The following is a 2,357-nucleotide window of genomic DNA, read 5'->3' as shown; positions in this document are numbered from 1 at the left end:
TCGGCGCGGCGTCGTCGGCGGCAGGGGCCGGGGCACGCCGGCCGCGACGACCGCTCTCGACCGGCGCCGGCTCGTTGCCGCCGATCGCGGTCCGGGTCACGAACCAGTAGACGTTGGGTGAGCTCTCGATCATCTCGAGGTAGACGCGCACCATCTCGCGCAGCGCCATCTCGGGGTTGTCCGCCTGCTGTGCGGCGGCACGCAGCGCGTCGTGCATCTGCATGACCACGGTCTCGGCGACGGCGAGCCGCAGGCCCGCCTTGTCGTCGAAGTACCGGTAGACGATCGACTTGGACGTACCTGCCGCGGCGGCGATCTCGTCCATCGAGACCGCAGGCCCCAGGCGGTGCACGGCCTTGCGCGCGGCGCGGACGAGCTCTGCCCGACGCGCCGTGCGGTGGTCGTCCCAGCGGGTCGAACGACCGTCGACTCCGATGCTCATCGCTCCGCCTCCCCACCTTGACTCGCTAGAGGTCTTGTGATTCGTCTCACGAGACTGAGAGTATCAGGTACTGTGAGTCCTGGGCACCACTCGGGTCGAACTCGGGTCGCGTGTCGCCCTGGTCTCGACAAGGCTCGACCCAACGAAGCCCTCCGCCCGACGACGAACCGAGAAGGAACAGCGACGTGTCCACTACCCCCTCCCCCGTCCCGTCCACGCGCGAGGCCGTGATCATCGGCGGCAACCGCATCCCGTTCTCCCGCGCCGGCAAGAAGTACGTCCGGACCAGCAACCAGGACATGTTCACCGCTGCTCTCGAGGGCCTCGTCGCCCGCTTCGGCCTGCAGGGCGAGCGCCTGGGTGAGGTGGTGGGCGGCGCGGTGCTGAAGCACAGCAAGAACTTCAACCTGATCCGCGAGTCTGTGCTTGGCTCCTCGCTGGCGCCCACCACGCCCGCCTACGACGTGCAGCAGGCGTGCGCGACCGGGCTGGAGGCCGCCATCGCGGTGACCAACAAGATCAAGCTGGGCCAGATCGAGTCCGCCATCGCCGGCGGCACCGACACCGTGTCGGACGCGCCGATCGTCGTCAGCGACCGGCTGCGCGCCGCGCTCCTGGAGGCCAACCACGCCAAGTCCACGGGGGCCAAGATCAAGGCTCTGCTGCAGATCCGTCCGAAGGACCTGGCTCCGGCAACCCCGAGCACGGGCGAGCCGCGCACCCACCTCTCCATGGGCGAGCACCAGGCCATCACCACGGCCAAGTGGGGCATCACCCGCGAGGCGCAGGACGAGATCGCGTACAACTCGCACCAGAACCTCGCCCGCGCGTGGGAGGCCGGCTTCTTCGACGACCTGGTCACCCCGTTCAAGGGCCTGACCCGCGACGACAACCTGCGCCCCGACACCTCGCTCGAGAAGCTCGCCAAGCTCAAGCCCGTGTTCGGCGCCAAGCTGGCGGACCCGGCCACCATGACCGCGGGCAACTCCACGCCACTGACCGACGGCGCGTCCGCGGTCCTGTTCGCGTCGCGCGCCTGGGCGGAGGAGCGGGAGCTGCCGATCCTCGCGAAGTTCGTGGACGCCGAGACGGCGGCCGTCGACTTCGTGCACGGCCACGAGGGCCTGCTCATGGCCCCGGTCGCGGCGGTCCCCCGCCTGCTGGCCCGCAACGGACTCACGCTGGACGACCTCGACTTCCTCGAGATCCACGAGGCGTTCGCCTCCACCGTGCTGACCACGCTCGCCGCGTGGGAGGACGAGGAGTACTGCCGTACGGAGCTCGGGCTGGACGGTGCGTTCGGCAAGGTCGACCGCAGCAAGCTGAACGTGAACGGCTCCTCGCTCGCCGCGGGCCACCCGTTCGCCGCGACCGGCGGCCGCATCATCGCGACGGCGGCCAAGCTGGTCGCCGCGAAGGCCAAGGAGACCGGTCGGCCCGCACGTGCGCTGATCTCGGTCTGCGCTGCCGGCGGACTGGGCGCGGTGGCCCTCGTCGAGTCCGTGTAAGTCTGGCCGAGCCCCGCCCGTACGCCACGCAATCGAAGAGGACATCGTGACCGACAGCTATCTCAACCTGGCCAACGGGACGCTCAAGCCCGTCTTCAAGAAGCTGGGCCTGCCCCAGCCCGCCATCCTCCGGCGCTACCGCCCCGGCAGCCCGCTCACCGTCGGCCCGGTCCTGGTGGTGTCCGACGACGCCTCGGCCGCCGACGCGGACGCCGTCGCCAAGGTCCTGTCCGGCTGGGACGTCGACGTGCGCCGCAGCCCGGAGACCGCCGACGGCGAGCGGTTCGGCGCCGTCGTGCTGGTGCTGACCGGTGCCGAGACGCCCGCGGCGGTCTCGGCCCCCGTGCTCACCGTCGCCGGCACGCTGCGGCGGCTGGCGGGCAACGGCCGGGTCGTGAGCATCTCCC

At 70.9% G+C, this 2,357-nt stretch carries 2 protein-coding genes and 1 pseudogene; 2 read left to right on the top strand and 1 reads right to left on the bottom strand.

Annotated elements, in window-relative coordinates:
• Positions 1–442, bottom strand: a 442-nt coding sequence (locus PROKR_RS19370) for a TetR/AcrR family transcriptional regulator (protein ID WP_157602286.1), incomplete at its 3' end; no start/stop codon positions are given.
• Positions 443–627: 185 nt separating this feature from the next.
• Between PROKR_RS19370 and PROKR_RS19365 the strand changes: the two genes are divergently transcribed.
• Both PROKR_RS19365 and PROKR_RS19360 read left to right on the top strand, forming a co-directional pair.
• On the top strand, positions 628–1,950 hold the full coding sequence (locus tag PROKR_RS19365; protein ID WP_036965949.1) for an acetyl-CoA C-acetyltransferase: 1,323 nt from the start codon (positions 628–630) through the stop codon (positions 1,948–1,950).
• A gap of 46 nt (positions 1,951–1,996) precedes the next feature.
• Positions 1,997–2,357: pseudogene (locus tag PROKR_RS19360) on the top strand (3-oxoacyl-ACP reductase); the annotation flags it as partial.

It is taken from the genome of Promicromonospora kroppenstedtii DSM 19349, assembly GCF_000515355.1.
Taxonomy (GTDB): Bacteria; Actinomycetota; Actinomycetes; order Actinomycetales; family Cellulomonadaceae; genus Promicromonospora; species Promicromonospora kroppenstedtii.
This window is presented reverse-complemented; position numbering and strand designations above follow the sequence as displayed.